Source organism: Mycobacterium triplex, assembly GCF_000689255.1.
GTDB classification, from domain to species: Bacteria; Actinomycetota; Actinomycetes; order Mycobacteriales; family Mycobacteriaceae; genus Mycobacterium; species Mycobacterium triplex.
The window spans coordinates 2,410,057-2,432,752 of record NZ_HG964446.1; the positions used below are offsets into that span (position 1 = coordinate 2,410,057).

At 67.6% G+C, this 22,696-nt stretch carries 23 protein-coding genes; 14 read left to right on the forward strand and 9 right to left on the reverse strand.

Translation table 11 applies throughout. The features are described 5' to 3' along the window. The 3 genes from infB to BN973_RS11230 all read left to right on the forward strand — a co-directional run. On the forward strand, positions 1-1,953 hold a 1,953-nt coding region (infB, locus tag BN973_RS11220), incomplete at its 5' end, for a translation initiation factor IF-2 (protein WP_036468126.1). Beyond that, positions 1,953-2,441 (forward strand): 30S ribosome-binding factor RbfA, encoded by a 489-nt coding sequence (gene rbfA, locus BN973_RS11225; protein ID WP_036468128.1) that lies wholly within the window; start codon positions 1,953-1,955, stop codon positions 2,439-2,441. The genes infB and rbfA, both read left to right, overlap by 1 nt. Further along, the gene (locus tag BN973_RS11230; protein WP_036468129.1) at positions 2,416-3,426 is read left to right on the forward strand and encodes a DHH family phosphoesterase; all 1,011 of its coding nucleotides are present in this window, start codon (positions 2,416-2,418) and stop codon (positions 3,424-3,426) included. The genes rbfA and BN973_RS11230 overlap by 26 nt, the downstream gene beginning before the upstream one ends. Before the next feature lie 6 nt (positions 3,427-3,432). On the opposite strand, the gene BN973_RS11235 is transcribed toward BN973_RS11230, so the two are convergent. From BN973_RS11235 to BN973_RS11260, 6 genes are all read right to left on the reverse strand, one after another. After that, entirely contained in the window at positions 3,433-4,014 is a 582-nt protein-coding gene (locus tag BN973_RS11235; protein WP_036468130.1) for a hypothetical protein, read from the reverse strand. A 177-nt stretch (positions 4,015-4,191) separates the two neighbouring features. Beyond that, the gene (locus tag BN973_RS11240) at positions 4,192-4,941 is read right to left on the reverse strand and encodes an enoyl-CoA hydratase (protein ID WP_036468132.1); all 750 of its coding nucleotides are present in this window, start codon (positions 4,939-4,941) and stop codon (positions 4,192-4,194) included. Between the two features lie 47 nt (positions 4,942-4,988). After that, a complete protein-coding gene (locus tag BN973_RS11245; protein ID WP_269147643.1) occupies positions 4,989-5,723 on the reverse strand; it encodes an IclR family transcriptional regulator in 735 nt (244 codons plus the stop codon). 43 nt (positions 5,724-5,766) lie between these two features. Next, positions 5,767-7,560, reverse strand: coding sequence for a glyoxylate carboligase (gene gcl, locus BN973_RS11250; protein WP_036468134.1), 1,794 nt, complete (start codon positions 7,558-7,560; stop codon positions 5,767-5,769). Continuing rightward, a complete protein-coding gene (locus tag BN973_RS11255; RefSeq protein ID WP_036468136.1) occupies positions 7,557-8,450 on the reverse strand; it encodes a 2-hydroxy-3-oxopropionate reductase in 894 nt (297 codons plus the stop codon). The genes gcl and BN973_RS11255 overlap by 4 nt, the downstream gene beginning before the upstream one ends. Further along, a complete protein-coding gene (locus tag BN973_RS11260) occupies positions 8,447-9,307 on the reverse strand; it encodes a hydroxypyruvate isomerase family protein (RefSeq protein WP_051641220.1) in 861 nt (286 codons plus the stop codon). The genes BN973_RS11255 and BN973_RS11260 overlap by 4 nt, the downstream gene beginning before the upstream one ends. A gap of 241 nt (positions 9,308-9,548) precedes the next feature. Here BN973_RS11260 and BN973_RS11265 point away from each other — a divergent pair, with 241 nt between their 5' ends. The 4 genes from BN973_RS11265 (at position 9,549) to BN973_RS11280 (ending at position 12,554) form a co-directional block, all read left to right on the forward strand. Further along, the gene (locus tag BN973_RS11265; RefSeq protein WP_036468137.1) at positions 9,549-10,673 is read left to right on the forward strand and encodes a glycerate kinase; all 1,125 of its coding nucleotides are present in this window, start codon (positions 9,549-9,551) and stop codon (positions 10,671-10,673) included. Between the two features lie 81 nt (positions 10,674-10,754). After that, positions 10,755-11,684, forward strand: coding sequence for a histone deacetylase family protein (locus BN973_RS11270; protein WP_036468139.1), 930 nt, complete (start codon positions 10,755-10,757; stop codon positions 11,682-11,684). Positions 11,685-11,727: 43 nt separating this feature from the next. Next, positions 11,728-11,997, forward strand: a complete 270-nt coding sequence (locus BN973_RS11275) for a DUF2277 domain-containing protein (protein WP_036468141.1) — start codon at positions 11,728-11,730, stop codon at positions 11,995-11,997. After that, a complete protein-coding gene (locus tag BN973_RS11280) occupies positions 11,994-12,554 on the forward strand; it encodes a DUF1802 family protein (RefSeq protein WP_036468142.1) in 561 nt (186 codons plus the stop codon). Before BN973_RS11275 ends, BN973_RS11280 begins: the two co-directional genes overlap by 4 nt. On the opposite strand, the gene BN973_RS11285 is transcribed toward BN973_RS11280, so the two are convergent. Next, on the reverse strand, positions 12,513-14,219 hold the full coding sequence (locus BN973_RS11285; protein WP_036472292.1) for a CocE/NonD family hydrolase: 1,707 nt from the start codon (positions 14,217-14,219) through the stop codon (positions 12,513-12,515). The two genes, BN973_RS11280 and BN973_RS11285, sit on opposite strands and share 42 nt — an antisense overlap. Before the next feature lie 87 nt (positions 14,220-14,306). Continuing rightward, positions 14,307-14,894, reverse strand: a complete 588-nt coding sequence (locus BN973_RS11290) for a DUF3558 domain-containing protein (protein ID WP_036468144.1) — start codon at positions 14,892-14,894, stop codon at positions 14,307-14,309. Positions 14,895-15,064: 170 nt separating this feature from the next. Between BN973_RS11290 and BN973_RS11295 the strand changes: the two genes are divergently transcribed. From BN973_RS11295 to BN973_RS11315, 5 genes are all read left to right on the forward strand, one after another. After that, entirely contained in the window at positions 15,065-16,030 is a 966-nt protein-coding gene (locus tag BN973_RS11295; protein ID WP_036468146.1) for a metallophosphoesterase family protein, read from the forward strand. Then, entirely contained in the window at positions 16,027-16,713 is a 687-nt protein-coding gene (pptT, locus tag BN973_RS11300; RefSeq protein ID WP_036468147.1) for a 4'-phosphopantetheinyl transferase PptT, read from the forward strand. The genes BN973_RS11295 and pptT overlap by 4 nt, the downstream gene beginning before the upstream one ends. After that, the gene (gene truB, locus BN973_RS11305; protein ID WP_036468149.1) at positions 16,710-17,603 is read left to right on the forward strand and encodes a tRNA pseudouridine(55) synthase TruB; all 894 of its coding nucleotides are present in this window, start codon (positions 16,710-16,712) and stop codon (positions 17,601-17,603) included. Before pptT ends, truB begins: the two co-directional genes overlap by 4 nt. A gap of 92 nt (positions 17,604-17,695) precedes the next feature. Continuing rightward, positions 17,696-18,886, forward strand: a complete 1,191-nt coding sequence (locus BN973_RS11310; RefSeq protein ID WP_036468151.1) for a lipid-transfer protein — start codon at positions 17,696-17,698, stop codon at positions 18,884-18,886. Positions 18,887-18,892: 6 nt separating this feature from the next. Then, a complete protein-coding gene (locus BN973_RS11315) occupies positions 18,893-20,143 on the forward strand; it encodes an acyl-CoA dehydrogenase family protein (protein WP_036468153.1) in 1,251 nt (416 codons plus the stop codon). 78 nt (positions 20,144-20,221) lie between these two features. Here the strand turns inward: BN973_RS11315 and mntR are convergent, their stop codons facing one another. After that, positions 20,222-20,926, reverse strand: coding sequence for a manganese-binding transcriptional regulator MntR (mntR, locus tag BN973_RS11320; protein ID WP_036468155.1), 705 nt, complete (start codon positions 20,924-20,926; stop codon positions 20,222-20,224). A gap of 143 nt (positions 20,927-21,069) precedes the next feature. Between mntR and BN973_RS11325 the strand changes: the two genes are divergently transcribed. Further along, positions 21,070-22,041, forward strand: a complete 972-nt coding sequence (locus BN973_RS11325; RefSeq protein ID WP_036468157.1) for a bifunctional riboflavin kinase/FAD synthetase — start codon at positions 21,070-21,072, stop codon at positions 22,039-22,041. Positions 22,042-22,183: 142 nt separating this feature from the next. Beyond that, entirely contained in the window at positions 22,184-22,453 is a 270-nt protein-coding gene (gene rpsO / locus BN973_RS11330) for a 30S ribosomal protein S15 (RefSeq protein WP_036468159.1), read from the forward strand. Positions 22,454-22,696: the final 243 nt, after the last annotated feature.

Consider the following 22,696-nt stretch of genomic DNA (forward strand, 5'->3'; position numbering starts at 1 on the left):
GGTGGCGGCGGCGGCCGTCCCGGCCAGCGTGGCGGCGCCGCGGGTGCGTTCGGCCGTCCCGGCGGCGCGCCCCGGCGCGGTCGCAAGTCCAAGCGGGCGAAACGCGCCGAATACGAGAACATGCAGGCGCCGGTCGTCGGTGGCGTGCGGTTGCCGCACGGCAACGGCGAGACCATCCGGCTGGCCCGCGGCGCATCGCTGAGCGACTTCGCGGACAAGATCAACGCCAACCCGGCCTCGCTGGTGCAGGCGCTGTTCAACCTCGGCGAGATGGTGACCGCGACCCAGTCGGTCGGCGACGAGACGCTCGAGCTGCTGGGCAGCGAGATGAACTACGTCGTCCAGGTCGTCAGTCCCGAGGACGAAGACCGTGAGCTGCTGGAGTCGTTCGACCTCACCTACGGCGAGGACGAGGGCGACGAGGACGATCTGCAGACCCGCCCGCCGGTGGTGACCGTGATGGGTCACGTCGACCACGGTAAAACCCGACTGCTGGACACCATCCGGAACGCCAGCGTCCGCGAGGGCGAGGCCGGTGGCATCACCCAGCACATCGGTGCCTACCAGGTCGGGGTCGACTTCGAGGGCAGCGAGCGGCTGATCACCTTCATCGACACCCCGGGTCACGAGGCGTTCACCGCCATGCGTGCCCGCGGTGCCAAGGCCACCGACATCGCGATCCTGGTGGTCGCCGCCGACGACGGCGTGATGCCGCAGACGGTGGAGGCGATCAACCATGCGCAGGCGGCCGACGTGCCGATCGTGGTGGCGGTCAACAAGATTGACAAGGAAGGCGCCGACCCGGCCAAGATTCGCGGCCAGCTCACCGAATACGGTTTGGTGGCAGAGGATTTCGGCGGCGACACGATGTTCGTCGACATCTCGGCCAAGCAGGGCACCAACATCGAGGCGCTCGAAGAGGCGGTGCTGCTGACCGCCGACGCCGCGTTGGACCTGCGCGCCAACCCCGATATGGAAGCCCAGGGGGTGGCGATCGAGGCGCACCTGGACCGCGGTCGCGGGCCGGTGGCCACCGTGCTGATCCAGCGCGGCACGCTGCGGGTCGGTGACTCGATCGTGGCCGGCGACGCCTACGGCCGCGTCCGGCGGATGGTCGACGAGCACGGCGAGGACGTCCACGAGGCGCTGCCGTCGCGGCCGGTGCAGGTCATCGGTTTCACGTCGGTGCCCGGCGCCGGGGACAACCTGCTGGTCGTCGACGAGGACCGCATCGCCCGCCAGATCGCCGACCGGCGCAGCGCCCGCAAGCGCAACGCACTGGCGGCGCGCTCGCGCAAGCGGATCAGCCTGGAGGACCTGGATTCGGCGCTGAAGGAAACCAGCCAGCTGAACCTGATCCTCAAGGGCGACAACGCCGGTACCGTCGAGGCGCTGGAAGAGGCCCTGATGGGAATCGAGATCGACGACGAGGTGGAGCTGCGCGTCATCGACCGCGGCGTCGGTGGCATCACCGAGACCAACGTCAACCTGGCGTCGGCTTCGGACGCGGTGATCATCGGCTTCAACGTGCGTGCCGAAGGCAAGGCGACCGAGCTGGCCAACCGCGAGGGCGTGGACATCCGGTACTACTCGGTGATCTACCAGGCCATCGACGAGATCGAGAAGGCCCTGCGCGGCATGCTCAAGCCGATCTACGAGGAGAACCAGCTGGGTCGTGCCGAGATCCGGGCGATCTTCCGGTCCTCGAAGGTCGGTGTCATCGCCGGTTGCCTGATCACCTCCGGCATCGTGCGCCGCAACGCCAAGGCGCGGTTGCTGCGCGACAACATCGTGGTCGCCGACAACCTGACGATCTCCTCGCTGCGCCGCGAGAAGGACGACGTGACCGAGGTTCGCGACGGCTTCGAATGCGGTATGACGCTGACCTATTCCGACATCAAGGAAGGCGACATCATCGAGTCCTTCGAGCTGGTCGAGAAGGAGCGCGCCTGATGGCCGACCCCGGACGGGCGCGCCGGCTCGCCAAACGGGTCAACACCATCGTCGCCTCGGCGATCGAATTCGAGATCAAGGATCCCGGGCTGGACGGCGTGACCATCGTCGACGCGAAGGTGACCGCCGACTTGCACGACGCGACGGTGTTCTACACCGTGATGGGACGCACCCTGGACGACGAGCCCGACTACGAGGCCGCCGCGGCCGCGCTGGACCGGGCCAAGGGAACGCTGCGCACCATGGTCGGTGCGGGCACCGGCGTGCGTTTCACTCCCACGTTGACGTTCACCCGCGACACGACCACCGACGCCGTGCAGCGGATGGACGAGCTGCTGGCGCGCGCCCGCGCCGCCGACGAGGACGTGGCGCGGGTTCGCCTGCGGGCCAAGCCGGCCGGCGAGGCCGATCCGTATCGGGAGAATGGGGCGACAACGGTGGCAGCGGACGCGGAGGACCGCGGTGACGACCATCGACGGAAAGACTGAGCTGGCCCGCGTCCCAATCGCGGGGACGCGGGTAGACGCGGACGGCGCCGCCGAATTGCTGTCGGCCGCAACGACAATCGGTGTGATTTGCCACGTGCATCCCGACGCCGACACGATCGGCGCGGGTTTGGCGCTGGCCACGGTGCTCGACCGGAGCGACAAGGAGGTCGAGGTCAGCTTCGCCGCACCGGCCACCCTGCCGGAGTCGTTGCGTTCGTTGCCCGGGTGTCAGCTGCTGGTGAGCCCCGAGGAGATGCGTCGCGACGTGGATTTGGTTGTGACGGTGGATGTTCCGAGCAAAAAGAGGCTCGGGGCACTCGGCGACGTGCTCGGCCCGGAACAGCCGCTGCTGGTGATCGATCACCACGCCTCCAACGAGCTGTTCGGCACCGCGAACTACGTCGACCCGTCGGCGGACTCGACGACGTTGTTGGTGGCCGAGCTGCTCGACGCCTGGGGCAAGCAGATCGACCGCGACGTGGCGCACTGCATCTACGCCGGGCTGACCACCGACACCGGCTCGTTCCGCTGGGCCAGCGCCCGCGCGTTCCGGCTGGCCGCCCGCCTGGTCGAGCTCGGCGTGGACAACGCCCAGATCAGCCGCACGCTGCTGGACACCCACCCGTTCGTATGGCTCCCGCTGCTGTCGCGGGTGCTCGGCTCGGCGCAACTGGTGCCGGACGCGGTCGAGGGGCGCGGGCTGGTCTATGCGGTCGTCGACAACGACGACTGGACAAACTCACGGCCGGAGGAAGTCGAGAGCATCGTCGACATCGTGCGCACCACCCAGCAGGCCGAGGTGGCCGCGGTGTTCAAAGAGGTTGACCCGCAACAGTGGTCGGTGTCGATGCGGGCCAAGGCCGATGTGGATCTGGCCGCGGTCGCGTCGGTGTTCGGTGGCGGTGGCCACCGGCTGGCGGCCGGCTATTCGACCTCCGGCTCGATCGACGATGTGGTGGCCTCGCTGCGGGCGGCGCTGGGCTAGGCCGGGCTAGAACGCCCAGCTTCCGACGGATTGCAGCACGAATCCGTGGTCCCCGCTGGTGGTATCCAGGCAGGCGATCAGGTTGTCGGCACCCACCGCGCAGGTGACGTTAAGGTAGGACAGCTTCTGCCCGGCGGCCAATGTCTTGCCGCCGTAGCGCAATGCGGCCGGGTTGCCGCCGCATCCGCCGTAGGTCATCCGGCTCAATTCGTAGCCGGGCCCCTTGAAATTCACCGAGCCTTCCACGCAGTCGCCGGGTTTCGGGTGACCGCCGCCGGGAAAGAGAACGTCGTCCATTCCGGGGACTTCGCCATTGCACTTAATGTCTTGCGACGGTTGCGGTGCGGGCGCGGGCCCGCCGTAGAAGTCGCACACCACCGAGTTCTGGGTCGAGAAGATTATCCGGGGCGCGTTTCCCGGCAATGACGTGGAGATATACCCGTCGGCCGGAACCGTGGTGAATCCGTCGAGATTCGGAAATCGCGGTGGCGGCTCCGCGGCCGCGTGCTGCCCGGCCGCGATCGCGGACGCGATGACCAGGGTCAGGACGCCGAGAACCCGCATCGTGAGGTCGACGATGATGCGCATCGATTCCTCCTGCTCTGCTGCATTGTTTCGGGTCGTTGTTGGGATCGTATTGGCTATTGCCGCTGCTGGCGATCAAAAGTTTCGCGGTACAGGTCAACGGCATATAAAACGAAATTGCGGCGCCGGGTAAGCCATTTGCTCTTGCCCCAAGCGGGTGAATCCGCGCCATCGCGGTGATTAGCGGACTTGCGCGCGTCCGCGTTGCAGCACTGCGTCCCGATTGGCGGCGATGTCGTCGCCGCTGGTCCGGAATTGCCGGGCCGCCATGGCTTCCAGCCACAGGCCCTCGCTGGTCTGGGACTCGTCGATGCGGTGGTAGGAGGCCAGCAGCGCCCGCACCGCGTTCTGGTTGTTGCCGACGATCGACGCGGCCACTTGGCGCGCGGTCGGCAGCAGCCGGTCGTGCGGCACCACCTCGGTGGCCAGCCCGGCGCGCAGCGCGTCGGCGGCCGACAGGTAATCGCCGGTGAGACTCATGCGCCGGGCCAGGCCGATGCCCACCTTCTGGGGCAACCGCACGGACAGGCCCCAGGTCGGCAGCAGGCCCACCCGGGCATGGGTGTCGGCGAAGCGTGCCCGCTCCGACGCGATCACCACGTCGCAGTACAGCACCAGCTCCAGCCCGCCGGTGACCGCGGCTCCGTTGATCGCGCCGATGACCGGCTTGGTCATCGACGGCCATCGCGGCGAGATGTCGGGCAGGGCCGTCGAATCGCCGAGCTCCTTGAGATCGAGTCCGGCGCAGAACACCGGATCGGCCCCGGTGAGGATCACGACGTCGACGCCGTCGTCGGTTTCGGCCTCGGTCAGCGCCCCGAAGAACCGATCTCGCAGCGCGGCGGACAGCGCGTTGCGCGATTCCGGCCGGTTCAGGGTCAGGGTGCGTACCCGCTCGTCGGTGGTGATCAACAGAATGTCGTCGCTCATTCCCATCACCGTAGAGGGTCGCGAGGGACCTCGATGCGGTCGGCCGGTCACCTAGCGGCGGCGCCGTTGTCGAACTCGGCGGCGATGTCGCGCGCGACCCGCTGCAAGACCGGGGTGATCGTCGGCGCGGAGGTCAGTGCGACGCGGACCGCCGGGCCCGATATCGAAATGGCCGTCAGGGACGGTGCGCCGGGCACCGGCACGGCAAAGCATCGGACGCCGATTTCCTGCTCACCGTCGTCGACCGCATAACCCCGGGCGCGGCACAACGTGATGTCTTGCAGCAACCCGTCGACCGTCGTATGGGAATTCTCGGTCGCTGCGGGCATGCCGGTTCGTGCCACCAGCGCCCGCAGTGCGTCGTCGGGGAGTTGCATCAGCAGCGCCTTGCCCACTCCGGTGCTGTGCGGGTAAACCCGCCGGCCGACCTCGGTGAACATGCGCATGGAATGGGGGGAGGGGACTTGAGCGACGTAGACGGCCATGCCGTTGTCCATCACCGCCATGTTCGCCGTCTCCCCGGTGCGGTCTACCAGCCCGCTCAGATGCGGCCGTGACCATACGCCGACGAGTGCGGCCGCGCTCTCGCCCAACCGGATCAGCCCGGGCCCCAACGAGTAGTGCCGGTTGGGCAGCTGGCGCAGATACCCCAGGTGAAGCAAGGTTCGGGCCAGCCGATGCATCGTGGGTTGCGGGAGATCCGCGCGGGCGGCCAGCTCCCCGAGCGCGCCCGTCCCGCCCATGGCGGCCAGTATCTCGAGTGCTCCGAGTGCGCGTTCCACGGATTGGACGCCGCCCGTGCGGTCGGCGGGGCAGGACACGGGGTTAGTCGAATAACGCTGCGGCGGTGGGTGAATCGTCGATGCTGGTTGCCAGTTCATTGTGTTCGGCGATCTTGTCGATGTCGGTTCCCATCGCGATGTTGGTGATGCGTTCCAGGAAGATCTCGACCACCACGGGCACTTTGTGCTCGCGGGTCAGCTGCTGGGCACGGGCGAGTGCCGGCGCGATCAGTGCGGGGTCGGTGACCTGAATCGCCTTGCAGCCCAACCCTTCTACCACCCGACGATGGTCGACCCCGTAGCCCTTCGGCAAATCGTCGTCACCGGATTCCTGGGCATTGATGTTGTCGAAGGCCAAGGAAACGAAGTAGTTCATGTCGAAGTTGAGCTGAGCTTGCCGGATCAGCCCGAGGTAGGAGTTGTTGACCACGACATGCACGTAGGGCAGGTTGAATTGCGCGCCCACCGCGAGTTCTTCGATGAGGAACTGGAAGTCGTAATCACCCGACAATCCCACCACCGTGGCGCTCGGGTCGGCGGCGACCACGCCGAGTGCGGCGGGAACCGTCCATCCCAGCGGTCCGGCCTGTCCGCAGTTGATCCAGTGCCGGGGTTTGAACACCTGCAGGAATTGGCCACCCGCGATCTGGGAGAGCCCAATCGCGGTGACATAGCGTGCATCACGGCCGAACGCCCGATTCATCTCCTCGTAGACGCGTTGGGGTTTGATCGGGATGTCGTCGAAGTGGGTCTTGCGGTGCATCGTCTGTTTGCGCTCCTGGCAGTCGCGCACCCAGCCGGCCCAATCAGGCAGGCTGCCCGCGGCGCGTCGCTGGGATGCCGCGGCGACCAGGAGTTGCAGGGCCGCCTTGGCGTCGGAGACGATGCCGAGATCGGGGGCGAAGACCCGGCCGATCTGGGTGGGTTCGATGTCGATGTGGACAAAGCGGCGGCCTCGCCGGTAGGTGTCGAGCCCGCCGGTGTGGCGGTTGGCCCACCGGTTGCCGATGCCCAGCACGAAATCCGACTCGAGCAGCGTGGCGTTGCCGTACCGGTGGGCGGTCTGTAACCCGACCATGCCGGCGGCCAGCCGGTGGTCGTCGGGAATGGTGCCCCAGCCCATCAGGGTGGGCACCACCGGGACATTGAGCACCTCGGCGAGCTCGACGAGCAGTTCGGCGGCGTCGGCGTTGATGATGCCCCCGCCGGCGATGATCAACGGGTGCGCAGCGGTGACCAGCATGTCGAGCGCCTTGGCTATCTGCGTGGGGGTGGCCGTGGGCTTGTAGACCGGCAGGGGTGCGTAAGTAGCCGGGTCGAAATCGATTTCGGCGAGCTGGACGTCGATGGGCAGGTCGATGAGGACGGGGCCGGGACGCCCCGAGCGCATCAGGTGAAACGCCTTGGCGAAGGCGCCGGGGACTTGGCCTGCTTCGCGAACCGTCATCGCCATTTTCGTCACGGGGGCCGCAATGGCGGCGATGTCGACGGCCTGAAAGTCCTCTTTGTGCAGCTTGTCGACGGGGGCCTGGCCCGTGATGGCCAGGATGGGAATGGAATCGGCGCTGGCTGAATACAATCCGGTCACCATGTCGGTGCCCGCCGGTCCCGAGGTGCCGATGCACACACCGATGTTGCCCGGTGCCGCGCGGGTATAGCCCTCGGCCATGTGGCTGGCGCCCTCGACGTGGCGGGCCAGCAGATGCCGGATTCCGCCGTGGGCCCGCATCGCCGAATAGAACGGATTGATCGCGGCGCCGGGCAACCCGAATGCCTGTGTGGCACCCTCGATTTCGAGGATCTTGACGGCCGCGTCGACCGTACGCATCCGTGTCACCGGATGCCCCCTTCGTTGTCTCCGGAGAGGCGTTCGACGCCCCGCAGCAGACCGGAGTGGTCCAGGGAGCCGTCTCCGTTGGCCAGGGCGGAGGCCATCAGCTGCGCGACGAGGGCGCCGAGCGGGATGACCACGCCGGCTTCGCGGGCCGCGCTGGTGACGATGCCCAGATCTTTGTGGTGCAGCTGGATCCGGAAACCCGGGTCGAAGTTGCGGGCCAGCATCTTCGGGGCCTTCTGGTCGAGCACCGCCGAGCCGGCCAGACCCGCGCCGAGCACCTTGACCGCCGCGTCCAGGTCGACGCCGTAGGCGCGCAGGAACGTGATCGCCTCGGCAAGGAGCTCGATGTTGCCGGCGACGATCAGTTGGTTGGCGGCCTTGACGGTTTGTCCTGCGCCGTTGCCGCCGACATGCACGATGGTCTTGCCGACGCTCTCGAGAATTGGTTTGGCAGCGGCGAAGTCGTCGTCTGTGGCGCCGACCATGATCGACAGCGTCGCGTTCTGGGCGCCGGGCTCGCCGCCGGACACCGGGGCGTCGATGAGGCGCAGGCCGCGCCGGGTGGCTTCCCTGGCCAGCTCGACGGTGATGTCGGGGCGGATCGAGGAGAAGTCGATCACCAGCGTCGAGGGCTGAGCGTGGGCGAAAACACCGTCCTCCGAGAGCAACACGTTTTGCACGTCGGGGGAGTCGGGCACCATGACCGCCACCACATCGGCGTTTTTCACCGCCTCCGCGATCGAGTCCGCTTCTGTCCCACCGGCTTCGATCAGCTCCGCGGCGTGACCCGGCGAGCGGTTGTAACCGACGACGGTGTGGCCGGCGCGGGCGAGATGGCAGGCCATCGGGTTGCCCATGATGCCCAGTCCGATAAAGCCGATAGTGCTCACTGGTTTCTCGTTCCGGTCGGTGTTCTCAGGGATTCGACGTTGACGCCGCCGCGACCTCGTTCGTCGCGCGGCAGCCAGTCGAAGGTGTCGGGGCGAGAAGGCCGGTATTCCAAACCGATGTAGCCGCTGTAGTCACGTCCGAGCAGGATGGCGAGATAGTCGCCGAGCGGGACCTCACCGGTGCCCGGCTCCCCGCGTCCGGGGGCATCGGCAACCTGAACGTGCCCGATCCGTTCATAGTTGGACAGCAGGGCCGCGGCGACATCGTCGTTGTTGACGAACAGGTGATACACGTCCGCCAACAGACGCAGATTGGTGGCACCCGACTCGGCGTGAACGCGGTCGATGACGCGAACCGCGTCGGCCGCCGTCTCGAGGGGGTAGCGGGGCGCGCCGCTGACCGGCTCGATGAGCACCGTCGCGCCGATGCGCTCGGCGGCTTGGGCCGCGTAGGCCAGGTTCTCGGCCGCGACCTGGTCCTGCTCCGCCGGCGCGATGCCCTCGATGCGGTTGCCGTACAAGGCGTTCAACGCCCGGGTGCCCAGGCTGTCGGCGATGCCGATGGCGACTTGCACGTTGTCGCGAAACTCGGTTGTCAGCGCGGGATCCGACAGGATTCCCCGATCGCCGCCGGCCATGTGACCGGCGAAGAAGTTCAGTCCGGACAGCTGCACACCCGCCTGTTCGATGGCGCGGACGAATGCCTTGACGTCCGGCTCCGGGGGCGTCGCTTCGGCGAACGGCCACCAGAACTCCACCGCCTCAAAGCCTGCCGCTCGAGCCGCGCCCGGCCGGTCCGGCACGGGCAGGTCGGTGAAAAGGATCGAGCAGTTCACCGTATACGTCGCACCGGCCATCGCTGTCCTTCCGTATCGCGGAATTGCCGCATCGGGATACGAAACGAGTCAAGGCGATATCCGCGATACGTGTCAAGGATCGGCAGCCTCGTACAACCCGAATTGTCAGCCTTGACAGGCGGTTTCGATGACCGTCGCGCACCCGCCTCGGACAGCCATATGATGCGCGGGTGGTATCGGAATACCTGCCCATCACCCTCGCCGCCGGCGGGCGACTCGACCGTGATGGGATGGCCTGCTCATGAAGGGCAACATCGTGTTGGCGCCGGACAAGTTCAAGGGCTCGTTGACAGCCGAGCAGGCTGCGCGGGCGATGGCGCGGGGGGTGTGTCGCGCCGACCCGATGATCACCCCGATCCTCTGCCCCGTCGCCGACGGGGGAGAGGGCACCCTGGACGCGGTCGTGGCGGCCGGATTCGAAGCAGTCCACGCCGATGCGTGCGGACCTACCGGTGCGCCGGTACACACCGCATACGCCCGCAAGGGTGCCCGTGCGGTCATCGAGATGGCCGATATCTGTGGCCTGCAACGGCTTCCGTCGGCAACGCCGGCGCCGCTGACGGCGAGCAGTTATGGGCTGGGCAGCGTGATCGCCCGGTCGCTGGACGACGGCTGCCAAGACATCGTCATCGGTGTGGGCGGCAGCGCAAGCACCGACGGCGGCGCGGGGATGCTGATGGCGCTGGGTGCCGAGATACTCGACCGGCACGGCCGTCCGATTGCACCGAGTGCTCGGGGCCTGGCCGACGCTGCCCGCCTCGATCTCGGTGGGCTGCACCCGGGCGTCGGCACTGCCACGGTCACGCTGGCCGCCGACGTCGACAGCCCGCTGTGCGGGCCGCTCGGCGCGGCCGCCGTCTACGGACCGCAAAAAGGGGTCCGCGCCGACCGGATCGACGAAGTGGACCGCGGTCTGTCCGGTTGGGCGGACCTGGTCGAGGGAGCTGTCGGCGCCGACTACCGCGACGCGCCGGGGGCCGGTGCCGCCGGAGGGGTGGGATTCGCCGCGCTCGCCGTGCTGCGCGCCCGCCTGAGCCCAGGGATCGACTTGATCCTCGACCTCGTCGAGCTGGATCGAAAGCTGTTGGGCGCCAACATGGTCATCACCGGTGAGGGGTCGCTCGACGGCCAGTCGCTGCGCGGAAAGGCCCCAGTGGGCGTTGCGCGATGTGCCCGGCCACGCGGCATACCGACCGTCGCCATCGCCGGCGTGTCGACATTGACCAGGGCCGCGGCCCAAACCGCCGGCTTCGGCGCGGTGCGCACCCTCAACGAACTCGAACCCGACCTTTCGCGCTGCACGACGCACGCCGCCGAACTACTGACCCTGGTCACCGAACGGCTGATCCGCGAAAGTACCGACTGATACCGAAAATCGATCGGTGCTTGGGCACCTCGGCGATACTGCAAACGGGTAGCCCACGATCCTGGAAAGAGGTCCGCCGCGATGTCCACCCTGCTGCTGCACCATCCCAGTTTCGCCAACCACAAGACCGCGGCCGGCCATCCGGAGCGGCCGGACCGCTACCGCGTGGTGGAAGCCGTGCTCAGTCAGCCGCAGTTCGACCCGCTGGTGCGCGAGCACGCCGAGCCGGCGGACCTGGCGGCGGCCCGCTATGTGCATTCGAACCGCTACGTCGACGACCTCGAAGCCGCCTGCCCGGAGCAGGGTTATGTGTACCTCGACGGCGGCGACACCATGATGGAGCCGTCGACGTGGGCAGTGGCCTTGCGCGGGGTCGGCGGGACGCTGCAGGCGATCGACAGTGTGCTGACCGGGCAGGCCCAGAATGCTTTCGTAGCCTGCCGGCCGCCGGGCCACCACGCCGAAATCGAACGGGCGATGGGCTTTTGCTTGTTCAACAACATCAGCATCGGAGCGCGGCATGCGCAGCAGAAGTACGGGCTGACGCGGGTCGCAATCGTCGATTTCGACGTTCACCATGGCAACGGGACTCAGCAGATTTTCTACTCCGACTCCGACGTGCTGTACGCGTCGACCCATCAGATGCCGCTGTTTCCCGGCACCGGTGCTGCGATCGAAACCGGGGTCGGCAATATCTTCAACTCGCCGCTGAAGCCGGGCGACGGCGGGGCCGAGCTACGCGAGGCCTTCGTGCAACGAATACTGCCCGCGCTGGACAGGTTCGCTCCGGAGTTGATGCTGGTGTCCGCGGGATTCGACGCGCACGAGCGCGACCCCCTCGGCTCGTTGACGATGACGGCCGACGACTTCGGCTGGGTAACCCGCGAGTTGATGAAGTCGGCCGAAAGGCTTTGTGACGGGCGGCTGGTGGCGGTGCTGGAGGGCGGCTATGACCTTCAGGGGCTGGCGGATTCCGTCGCGGCCCACGTCGGCGAGCTGCTCAAGGGTTAGGCGAGCGCTGGGCGCCAAGACGGAACCCGCCTATCGTTGAAGGATGTGCCGGAACATCACCGAACTGCGCGGTTTGCAGCCCTCGGCCACGGCTGAGGAGATCGCCGCGGCCGCGCGCCAGTATGTGCGCAAAGTCAGTGGCATCACGCGCCCGTCGGCGGCCAACGTCGAGGCGTTCGAGGCCGCCGTCGCCGAGGTCACGCAGACGACGACGCGATTGCTGGATTCCCTGCCGCCGCGTCGCCAACCGCCCAAAACCGTCCCGCCGCTGCGCCGGCCCGAGGTCGTCGCCCGCCTCACCGCCACCAAATGACGCTGACCGCAACGACTCCCGCACTCAAGGAGTGGAGCGCGGCCGTGCATGCGCTGCTGCAGGGCCGCCAGTACCTGCTGTTACGCAAGGGTGGCATCGGGGAGAAGCGATTCGAAGTCGCAGCCGGTGAGTTCTTGCTGTTCCCGACCGTCGCGCACAGCCACGCCGAGCGGGTCCGGCCCGAGCATCGCGACCTGCTGGCCGCGGCGGAGGCCGACAGCACCGAAGATCGGCTGGTGATTCGCGGGGCGGCCAAAGTGGTTGCGGCACTGGCGGTTAACCGTCCCGAGCGGCTCGGCGAGATCGAGGACCTGCACATCTGGACCGCCGAGTCGATACGCGCCGACCGGCTAGATTTCCGGCCCAAGCACAAACTCGCCGCGCTGGTGGTGTCGGTGAGTCCACTGGTCGAGCCGATAGCGCTGACCCGCACGCCGGAGTACGGGGGTTGCACCAGCTGGGTGCAGCTACCCGCCCGGCCTGCGGTGGCGTCGCCGATTCACGACCAGGCCGTGCTAGCCGATGTCGCCGCCCGGGTCCGCGATGCCGTTGGCTGACAGGTCGGGCGGGCCGACCGCGAGCAGTAGCCGGGAGCGCCCGTAGGCGATGGCGTGAGTGGCCGGCTTGATGTGGCGTGCCGTCAGCGTCGGCTCACCGGTGCCCGGGTTGCGCGCGTAGCGGGGCGACCAGCTTCCGGTGATCAGCAGCCGGATACGCGAGCCGGCGCGGAAGCGGTGCGCGATCGGGTCGAGTTCGATCGTGACGGTCTTGGCCGGCGCGCCCAGGCGCCGGTAGCCGTCGCTGAGGTTGCGCGAGCGGCCCTTCGCGTCGACCTCGCTGACCCGGACGAACAGGTCGACGTTCGGATTGTCCGAGCGGTGCGCCAGCTCGACGACCGGGCTGCCGTACACGCACAGATCGTGCAGCAGCGTGGCGCTGTCGAAGGTCAGCACGTCGTCGCGCAGCGCGAGGCGGCTGTCGTCGCGGTAGCCGCCGATCGGGGACAGCAGCCCGCCGCCGATCGTCGGGGTCGGGTCGGCGGGGTCGTAGCGGAACGTCGCCGGCGGTAGCTTCGGCAGGTCGGTGGGCGACGTGTCGTCCAGATAGCGGCCCGGCCGCAGGTACAGCGCGCGCCGTGAGGTGGCCGGCGGCCAGTCGGCCAGGTTGCGCCAGCCCTGGCCGGTCACACAGACGCGAACCCTGCTGGGGCGGCTGCCCGCCGTGACGCCCGCCAGATGGGTGTCCAGCCAGTCCAGCGATTCGCGCAGGCTGGTTCTCAGGCCCTTGGTGAGCAGCTCGGTGTGGGTCCACGGGCCGATCGTCATCGCGACATCGACGCCGCGCCCGCGCAGGTGGCGATACTGCTGCATGGTCTGCCGCACGAAGAGGTCCTGCCAGCCGCCGAGCAACAACACCGGCACCTGCACGCGGTCCAGCGACGAGCCGAACCGCAGCCGCTCCCAGAAGGGGTGCTGCGGATCGGGGTTTTCCACCCACGACTCGAACCACGGTGCTCCGTTGCCCAGCATCCGCCGGGCCGCCGCCCCGAATGGCGCCTGGGCGACCGTGGCCGCGATGCGCCGCGGCGTCTGTATCTGCCGGATGCCGGACGTGAGCCGGATCGGGTCCTCCTGATGCGCGACGAGGTCGCTCCAGCCCAGAAAGTCGCTGACCGCGAACGACCCGGTGCCGTACACCGAGTCCGCGAAATCGTGCGGACCCGCGGTGATCACGGCCGCGGCCAACTGCGGCGGCGGATCCTGCAATATCGCCCACTGGGTGAATCCCAGATACGACGGCCCGATGGTGGCGAAGCGGCCGGTGAACCAGGGCTGCTCGACCAGCCATGCGACGGTGTCGGCGCCGTCGGTGGCCTCGTTGACCATCGGCTCGAAGGCACCGCCGGACCCGAACGTCCCACGCACGCTCTGCAGTACGACGTGGTAGCCGCGCGCGGCGTAGGGCCGGGCGAACAGCAGCGAGAATGGAAAGCCACGGCCGTAGGGTCCGCGCACCAGCACGGTGCCGGCCGGGTGAGACGTGATCGGCGCGTAGTGATCGGCGACCAGTCGCACCCCGTCGCGCATCGGAACGTCGACACGGTTCACGGTGTAGCCGGTGGTGGCCGGCCGCAGACCCAACAGCCGGCCCGCGGCGTTGACGCCGGCCTCGGCGAGGCTGTGCCGCGCGGGTTCGCCGGGTCGAGTCGACGTCGTAGTCACGTCCACCAGATTAAGGCCGACGACAGCGAATCTTTGCTGCGTCTCGAAAACGGTTCAGTCACAAGCATGTTCGCCCACGCGGCCGGGCTAGAACTTGTAGTACGGCGTGAGGTCGTTGGCCCGCTGCAGGTTAGTGGATGGACAGTCGACCTCGGGGTTGGAGTAGACCGTCGAGTAGAACAACGCTTGCTGCAGCACGCCATAGCTGGTCTTGAACGCCACCATGCAGGAGAAGAACCAGTAGCTGTTGTGGTAGGTCGGCTTCAACACCCAGTACGTGGCCGCCCGGTGCCCCTGGATCGTCGTCTCGAGGGCATCGGGGGGCAGCGACTGCTCGTAGGTGCGCCAGATGATGGGTTCGACGGCGAGCTGATAGTTGCCCGCGTCGAATTGGCAGCGCAGCCCGTCCTGGGGTTCGGGCGGGGTGAACGCCAGCCCGAGTCGCTGCAGCGCGTCGAAGGGAACGTCGCGGCAGGGATCGAACGGGCTCGGATCGGTGGTCGCGATGATCGGGCTCTTCATCGTGGTTTCCATCGGCTGCGCGGTCGAGCGCAGCCCGACGGCCCGGTCGTCTCCGGTCGGTGCCGGCGACGCGCTGTGCCAGCCCACGGTGCCGCCGATGACCGCTGCGATCACCGCACCAAGCGCCCCGAGCAGGCGCACCGTGGTGAACATGACACCCCCTACCCTCGGCCGTCCCTATTGCGGGGAGTTTACAAGTCACGTGCGCGAGGTCACAGCCAAACCTGAACTTGTTCTAATCGGCAGGTGGCAAAGGCCGCAGGCAAGGCCGAAAGCCGCGGCCGAACCGGGGTCATCGCGCCGGGTCGTTAGGCTGGTTACTCGTGGTGACAAGGGACTCGAGCAACGCCGGACAGCCGACGCTGTGGGCGGTCTCCGACTTGCACACGGGTCACATGGGCAACAAGCCGGTCACCGAGTCGCTGCATCCGTCGTCGCCGGAGGACTGGCTGATCGTCGCCGGCGACGTAGCCGAGCGCACCGACGAGATCCGTTGGGCCCTTGACCTGCTTCGACGCCGGTTCGCCAAGGTGATCTGGGTGCCGGGCAACCACGAGCTGTGGACCACCAACCGCGATCCCAACCAGGTCTTCGGCAAGGCGCGCTACGACTACCTGGTCAACATCTGCGACGAGATGGGCGTGATCACCCCGGAACATCCGTTCCCGGTGTGGACCGAACGCGGCGGCCCGGCCACGATCGTGCCGATGTTCTTGCTCTACGACTACACCTTCTTGCCAGCGGGGGCGCTGAGCAAAGCCCAGGGCCTGGAAATCGCGCGCGAGCGCAACGTGGTGGCCACCGACGAATTCCTGCTCTCGCCGGAGCCGTACCCGACCCGCGACGCCTGGTGTCGCGAGCGGGTGGACATCACCCGGGCCCGCCTGGAACAGCTCGACTGGATGACGCCGACGGTGCTGGTGAACCATTTCCCGCTGGTGCGCGACCCTTGCGACGCGCTGTTCTACCCGGAGTTCTCGCTGTGGTGCGGGACCACCAAGACCGCCGACTGGCACACCCGCTACAACGCCGTCTGCTCGGTCTATGGCCACCTGCACATCCCACGGACCACCTGGTACGACGACGTGCGCTTCGAGGAGGTCTCGGTCGGCTACCCGCGCGAATGGCGACGCCGCAAGCCGTACAGCTGGCTGCGCCAGATCCTTCCCGACCCGCAGTACGCGCCGGGCTACCTCAACGACTTCGGCGGCCACTTCGTGATCACCCCCGAGATGAAGGCGCAGTCCGAGCAGTTCCGGGAAAAGTTGCGTCAGCGGCAGTCGCGATGACGGCCGGGCTGCTGGCGTCGTCGGTGGTGCCGGCGACCTTGGAGAAGCCGCAGTCGATGGCCTGCGCGGAGGTGTACGCCGACCCGCCCGGGCTGGCTCCGTTGCCGGAAGAAGAGCCGCTGATCGCCAAGTCGGTGGCCAAGCGGCGCAACGAGTTCATCACCGTGCGGTACTGCGCGCGGGTCGCGCTGGGCGAGCTGGGCCTGCCGCCGGTGCCAATCCTCAAGGGCGACAAGGGCGAACCCTGCTGGCCCGACGGTGTGGTCGGCAGCCTCACCCACTGCACGGGGTATCGCGGTGCGGTGGTGGGGCGCAGTGCCGCGGTGCGCTCGGTGGGCATCGACGCCGAACCCCACGACGTGTTGCCCAACGGTGTACTGGATGCGATCAGCCTGCCCGAGGAGCGCAGCGAAATTCCGCGGGCAATGCCGGACGGCCTGCATTGGGATCGAATCCTGTTCTGCGCCAAGGAAGCAACGTACAAGGCGTGGTTCCCACTGACCAAGAGATGGCTGGGTTTCGAAGACGCCCACATCCGCTTCGAGGCCGACGGCCCGACGGCCGGCACCTTTGTCTCGCAGGTCCTGATCGATCCGGAGGCGCTGTCGGGTCCGCCGCTGACCGCGTTGCGGGGCCGCTGGTCGGTCGACCGTGGACTCGTGCTCACCGCGATCGTGCTATGACCGAAAGCCCCACCGGGCCGGGATTGGTCGTCGTCGACAAGCCCGCCGGAATGACCAGTCACGACGTGGTGGGCCGCTGCCGCCGGATCTTTTCCACCCGACGGGTCGGCCACGCCGGCACGCTGGACCCGATGGCCACCGGCGTGCTGGTGATCGGGATCGATCGCGCCACCAAGATCCTCGGCCTGTTGACGGCATCGGAGAAGTCGTATGCCGCGACGATTCGCCTGGGCCAGACGACTTCCACCGAGGACGCCGAAGGTGAACTGCTGCAAAGCGTTTCGTCCTCGCACGTGACGGATCGGGCCATCGCCGAAGCGGTCGCCGGGCTGCGCGGCGACATCGAGCAGGTGCCCTCGGCGGTCAGCGCGATCAAGGTCGACGGCAAGCGCGCATATCAACGGGTCCGCGCGGGGGAGGCCGTCGAGCTCGAGGCCCGCCCGGTCCGCATCGACCGGTTCGAGGTCTCGGCGACCCGGCGCGGCGGTGAGGTGATCGACCTCGACGTCGAGGTCGACTGCTCGTCGGGAACCTACATCCGTGCGCTGGCCCGCGACCTCGGGTCCGCGCTCGGGGTGGGTGGGCATCTGACGTCGTTGCGGCGCACCCGCGTCGGCCGTTTCGGGCTGGACCAGGCGCGCACCCTCGACGAACTGGCCGAGCGGCCGGGGCTGAGCTGGACGCTGGACGAGGCATGCCTGCTGGTGTTCCCGCGCCGGGTGCTGACCGCCGAGGAGGCCGAGTCTGCCAGCCACGGCCGGCCCTTGTCACCGGCCGGAATCGACGGCGTCTATGCCGCCGGCGGCGACGACGGCCGGGTGGTCGCGCTGCTGCGCGACGAGGGTTCGCGGACCAAATCGGTGGTGGTGATCCGTCCCGCGACGCTGTGACGGGGTTTCAGCCGCCAGACCGGCACGGCTAAGCTGCCGACTAGACGGGTGTCAACAACCCGGGCCGTTCGGGCCATTTGAAAGGGGCAACGATGTCCAACAAGGTTTATGTCATCGGCGTGGGCATGACGAAGTTCGAGAAGCCGGGCCGCCGCGAGGGTTGGGACTACCCGGACATGGCACGGGAGTCGGGCACCAACGCGTTGAACGACGCGGGCATCGACTACACCGAGATCGAGCAGGGCTACGTCGGCTACGTCTACGGCGAGTCGACGGCGGGACAGCGCGCACTCTACGAACTGGGCCTGACCGGCATTCCGATCGTCAACGTCAACAACAACTGTTCGACCGGATCCACCGCGCTGTTCCTGGCGGCGCAGGCGATTCGCGGCGGGTTGGCCGACTGCACGATCGCGCTGGGGTTCGAGAAGATGAAGCCCGGATCGCTGGCGACGACCTACGAAGACCGCGCCAACCCGATGGACAAGCACGTCAAGGCGATGGCCGAGATCAGCGAGTTCGCCTTCCCGGCGGCGCCGTGGATGTTCGGCGCGGCGGGGCGCGAGCACATGAAGCAGTACGGCTCGACCGCGGAGCACTTCGCCAAGATCGGCCACAAGAACCACAAGCATTCGGTGAACAACCCGTTCGCGCAGTTCCAGGACTCCTACACCCTCGACGACATCCTGGCGGCGAAGATGATCTACGACCCGCTGACCAAGCTGCAGTGCTCGCCGACGTCCGACGGGTCGGGCGCGGCGATCCTGGCCTCGGAGGGATTCGTCGACCGGCACGGACTGGCCGGCCAGGCCGTGGAGATCGTCGGGCAGGCCATGACGACCGACTTCAAATCCACCTTCGACGGCAGCGCCAAGGGCCTCATCGGCTACGACATGAATGTTCAAGCAGCGCAACGGGTTTACCACCAGTCCGGTCTCGGTCCGGAGGACTTCCAGGTGATCGAGCTGCACGACTGCTTCTCGGCCAACGAGCTGCTGCTCTACGAAGCCCTCGGGCTGTGCGGTGAGGGTGAGGCGCCCAAGCTGATCGACGACGGCGACACCACCTACGGCGGGCGCTGGGTGGTCAACCCGTCGGGCGGCCTGATCTCCAAGGGGCACCCGCTGGGAGCGACCGGGCTGGCGCAGTGCGCCGAGCTGAACTGGCAGCTGCGCGGCCAGGCCGACAAGCGTCAGGTCGACAACGTCAGCGCCGCACTGCAACACAACATCGGGCTGGGCGGGGCGGCGGTCGTCACCGCCTATCAGCGGGCCGAGCGTTAGGACGCCATGATCGAATGGTCCGAAACCGACCTGATGATGCGGGATGCCGTCCGTCAGTTCGTGGACTCCGAAATCCGCCCGCATCTGGACGAGCTGGAAACCGGTGCGCTGTCGCCGTATCCGATCGCGCGCAAATTCTTCAGCCAGTTCGGCCTCGACGCGATGGCCGCCGAGTCGGTCAAGAAGATGCTGGACCGCGAGCGCGCCAAGGCCAATGGTGAAAAGCCGGACAACACAGACGATTCCGGAGGTCTCGGCGGCCAGCAATCGATGGTCGCGGTACTGGTTTCCGAAATCGCCCGGGTCAGCATCGGATTGCTGAGCACCGCGTCGGTCAGCCTCGGCCTGGGCGCGGCGACCATCATGAGCCGCGGCACGCTGGCCCAGAAGGAGCGCTGGCTGCCCGAGCTGATGACGCTGGAAAAGATTGCGGCGTGGGCGATTACCGAGCCGGACTCCGGATCGGATGCGTTCGGCGGGATGAAGACCTACGTCCGCCGCGACGGCGAGGACTACATCCTCAACGGGCAGAAGACGTTCATCACCAACGGACCCTACGCCGATGTGCTGGTCGTTTACGCCAAGCTGGACGAGGGCGACGCGTCGCTGGACAAGGAAGGCAAGCGGAACCGGCCGGTGCTGGTGTTCGTGCTCGACGCGGGAATGGAAGGCCTGACGCAGGGTAAGCCGTTCAAGAAGATGGGCATGATGTCCTCGCCGACCGGCGAGTTGTTCTTCGACAACGTGCGGCTGACCCCGGACCGGCTGCTCGGCGAAAGCGAGCAGCACGCCAGCGGCGACGGCCGCGAAAGCGCCCGCGACAACTTCGCCGCCGAACGGATCGGGATCGCGATGATGGCGCTGGGCATCATCGAGGAATGCCACCGGCTGTGCGTGGACTACGCGAAGAATCGCACGCTGTGGGGCCGCAATATCGGGCAGTTCCAGCTGATCCAGCTCAAGCTGGCGAAGATGGAAATCGCCCGGATGAACGTGCAGAACATGGTGTTCATGACGATCGAGCGTCAGCAGGCCGGTAAACCGCTGACGCTGGCCGAGGCCTCGGCGGTCAAGCTGTACTCCTCGGAGACGGCCACCGAGGTGGCGATGGAGGCCGTGCAGCTGTTCGGCGGCAACGGCTATATGGCCGAGTACCGCGTCGAGCAGCTGGCCCGCGACGCCAAGTCGCTGATGATTTACGCCGGCAGCAACGAGGTTCAGGTCACCCACATCGCCAAGGGGCTGCTGGCGGGCTAGGGCGTCACGCTCAGGGCGGAACATCGGGGGCGAATTGTCGCCATCAGAGCACGTTCGGCGCGAGGAAGCGAATCCGCGCTAGGGCACGACCCAGATTGCCCGGGCGGCCGGACTGCCCAGATCGACGGTGGCCTCGGCGCCGTCTGGTGCTTGGATCGCGACCGAGATCATGCCGGCGAATTCGCGGCGCGCCACCACCCGCACCCGGGAGTCGAGGTTGATCCCGACGCTGTCGAAATACCGCAGCATCTCGGGGTCCTTGTCGGAGATGCGGGCCACCGCCGCGGTTTCGCCCTCGGCGCACGCCCACAGCTGGCGTGCCGGCGGGGTGGGCACCTGCCCGTCGGACGCCGGGATCGGGTCACCGTGCGGATCGCGCTGCGGGAATCCCAGTTTGGCGTCGATGCGGTTCACCAGCCGGTCCGACACCGCGTGCTCGAGCACCTCGGCCTCGTCGTGCACCTCGTCCCAGCCGTAGCCGAGCTCGTTGACCAGGAAGGTCTCCAGCAGCCGGTGCCGGCGCACCACCTCCAGCGCCGCGCGCCGGCCCGCGTCGGTCAGGGTCACCGCGCCGTACTTCGCGTGGTGCACCAGCCCCTGCTCGGCGAGTTTGCGGATGGACTCCGAGGCCGTACTGGCCGACACCCCGATCCGGTCGGCCAGCATCTTGGTGCTGACCTTTTGCGGCGTTCCATCAGGGGACCACTCCTGGGCATTCCAGATGACCTTGAGATAGTCCTGGCCAACCGCGGTGAGACCGCCAGCCTCGTCGTCAGCCCTCACAAACAAAAAGTTTAGGCAATCTACGTCTGATCCGGCGTGTTGACCGTCCCGGGCGGTGCCGTCGTGCCGAAACACCGGCCCCGTTACAACGGAATCGGCATCCTACGGCGCGTCGGGCCGGTGTGCATCGTAGGCTTGCGGTCGTGCAGCGGTGGCGCGGCCAAGACGAGATTCCCACTGACTGGGGCCGATGCGTCCTGACGATCGGGGTGTTCGACGGTGTGCACCGCGGTCATGCCGAATTGATTGCGCATGCGGTGAAGGCCGGGCGGGCACGCAACGTGCCCGCCGTGCTGATGACCTTCGATCCGCATCCGATGGAAGTGGTCTATCCGGGCAGTCATCCGGCGCAGCTGACGACGCTGACCCGACGCGCCGAGCTCGTCGAGGAGCTGGGCGTCGATGTCTTCCTGGTGATGCCGTTCACCACGGACTTCATGAAGCTCACGCCGGAGCGCTACGTCCACGAGTTGCTGGTGGAGCATCTCCATGTCGTCGAGGTCGTGGTGGGGGAGAACTTCACCTTCGGCAAGAAGGCGCTCGGCACGGTCGGGACCCTGCGCAAGGCCGGTGACCGGTTCGGATTCGCGGTGGAGTCGATGTCGTTGCTGTCCGAGCACCACAGCAACGAGACCGTGACGTTCTCGTCGACCTACATCCGCTCCTGCGTCGACGCCGGCGACATGGTGGCGGCCACCGAGGCGCTGGGCCGTCCGCACCGCGTCGAGGGCGTCGTCGTCCGCGGTCACGGGCGGGGCGCCGAGTTGGGCTTTCCCACCGCGAACGTCGCGCCGCCGATGTACTCGGCGATCCCGGCCGACGGCGTCTACGCCGCGTGGTTCACCGTGCTCGGGCACGGACCGGTGACCGGCACCGTCGTCCCGGGGGAGCGCTACCAGGCCGCCGTCTCCGTCGGCACCAACCCCACCTTCTCCGGGCGCACCCGCACCGTGGAGGCGTTCGTCCTCGATACCACCGCTGACCTGTACGGACAGCATGTCGCACTGGACTTCGTCGCGCGCATCCGCGGACAGCACAAGTTCGATTCGGTGAAAGAACTGGTGGCCGAGATCGGCGTCGACACCGACCGGACCCGCAGCCTGCTCTCCGACTGAGCGCAGCTGACCGGGCATCCGACGATTCGGGTCGGGCACCTCCTGGCTGCTAAACTGCCGGACGACATCGGCGCGTGCTGCGGTTCGCGGTGGCCGCGCCCGGACATGAAACCTTCGCGGACCGATTGATGGAGTTAATTTCGTGGCGCTTACTGCCGAGCAGAAAAAAGAAATTCTGGGCCAATACGGCCTGCACGACACCGACACCGGGTCGCCGGAGGCGCAGATCGCCCTGCTGACCAAGCGGATCGCCGACCTCACCGAGCACCTCAAGGTGCACAAGCACGACCACCACTCGCGGCGCGGCCTGCTGCTGCTGGTGGGTCGCCGGCGCCGGCTGATCAAGTACATCTCGCAGATCGACGTCGAGCGCTACCGTTCGCTGATCGATCGGCTGGGCCTGCGTCGCTGACGCGAGGCCGATCCCACGTCACTCTGGCGAGCCAAGTTCGCCCATGTAGAGTAGATGCGTTCTGGGCCGATCTGGCCCGAACAAACGGTGCGGTCCGCGCAGATCCGCGTGTTCCGTTCCAGCGTGTCACGACGGGAGCAGCCCAGTCTGTATCGGGCGGTCTTCGGTAGTGGCAGCCGGGCGCTCCGGATCTGGGGCTTCTCGGCCGCTTCGATCGATGGCCGTAGCCGTATTCAGACTCTC

What these genes read in the sequence shown, in the direction of transcription:
- rbfA (WP_036468128.1), top strand. Translation starts at nt 1,953, where the DNA reads ATGGCCGACCCCGGACGGGCGCGCCGGCTCGCCAAACGGGTCAACACC.
- BN973_RS11235 (WP_036468130.1), bottom strand. Translation starts at nt 4,014, where the DNA reads ATGCGCATCATCGTCGACCTCACGATGCGGGTTCTCGGCGTCCTGACC.
- BN973_RS11240 (WP_036468132.1), bottom strand. Translation starts at nt 4,941, where the DNA reads ATGAGCGACGACATTCTGTTGATCACCACCGACGAGCGGGTACGCACC.
- BN973_RS11260 (WP_051641220.1), bottom strand. Translation starts at nt 9,307, where the DNA reads ATGGCCGGTGCGACGTATACGGTGAACTGCTCGATCCTTTTCACCGAC.
- BN973_RS11265 (WP_036468137.1), top strand. Translation starts at nt 9,549, where the DNA reads ATGAAGGGCAACATCGTGTTGGCGCCGGACAAGTTCAAGGGCTCGTTG.
- BN973_RS11270 (WP_036468139.1), top strand. Translation starts at nt 10,755, where the DNA reads ATGTCCACCCTGCTGCTGCACCATCCCAGTTTCGCCAACCACAAGACC.
- BN973_RS11275 (WP_036468141.1), top strand. Translation starts at nt 11,728, where the DNA reads ATGTGCCGGAACATCACCGAACTGCGCGGTTTGCAGCCCTCGGCCACG.
- BN973_RS11280 (WP_036468142.1), top strand. Translation starts at nt 11,994, where the DNA reads ATGACGCTGACCGCAACGACTCCCGCACTCAAGGAGTGGAGCGCGGCC.
- BN973_RS11290 (WP_036468144.1), bottom strand. Translation starts at nt 14,894, where the DNA reads ATGTTCACCACGGTGCGCCTGCTCGGGGCGCTTGGTGCGGTGATCGCA.
- pptT (WP_036468147.1), top strand. Translation starts at nt 16,027, where the DNA reads ATGACGGCCGGGCTGCTGGCGTCGTCGGTGGTGCCGGCGACCTTGGAG.
- truB (WP_036468149.1), top strand. Translation starts at nt 16,710, where the DNA reads ATGACCGAAAGCCCCACCGGGCCGGGATTGGTCGTCGTCGACAAGCCC.
- BN973_RS11310 (WP_036468151.1), top strand. Translation starts at nt 17,696, where the DNA reads ATGTCCAACAAGGTTTATGTCATCGGCGTGGGCATGACGAAGTTCGAG.
- BN973_RS11315 (WP_036468153.1), top strand. Translation starts at nt 18,893, where the DNA reads ATGATCGAATGGTCCGAAACCGACCTGATGATGCGGGATGCCGTCCGT.